Below are 384 nucleotides of genomic sequence, written 5' to 3' on the forward strand. Positions count from 1 at the left end.
CTTGTGTTGTTGAATAGTAATGTAGCCATCCATGGTAGCGGCAACGTAATAAAGCAACTCCGACATGCCACTTCCTTAAGTTTAATAATACGACTGTCGCAAGTGCATGCTGCCTAAACGGATAACAACTCAACAAGTCAAATATACCGACAGTCTTGAGCCAAAACGGGACGCGACCCGGCCGCACCCTTGATTACTAGGCGGCGTTATTGCGACTTGAACTTAAATTTTCAACGCATAGCTGACACACTTTGAACATGCTCAATGCAATACCCGCTATGGCAATCACTTGCCATTCATTGATTACGCTGTCAGCGAATACCTCGGCGATACGGATCAACGAGATCAAACACACTTGCATCGCCGCCAGAACAGCCACCACCA

At 46.9% G+C, this 384-nt stretch carries 1 protein-coding gene; it reads right to left on the reverse strand.

Annotated elements, in window-relative coordinates; translation table 11 throughout:
* Window positions 1-196 precede the first annotated feature (196 nt).
* A partial coding sequence (locus ACI77I_RS32225) for a hypothetical protein (protein WP_407000258.1) occupies window positions 197-384 on the reverse strand: 188 nt, incomplete at its 5' end.

It is taken from the genome of Pseudomonas sp. D47 (genome assembly GCF_045447305.1).
GTDB lineage: Bacteria > Pseudomonadota > Gammaproteobacteria > Pseudomonadales > Pseudomonadaceae > Aquipseudomonas.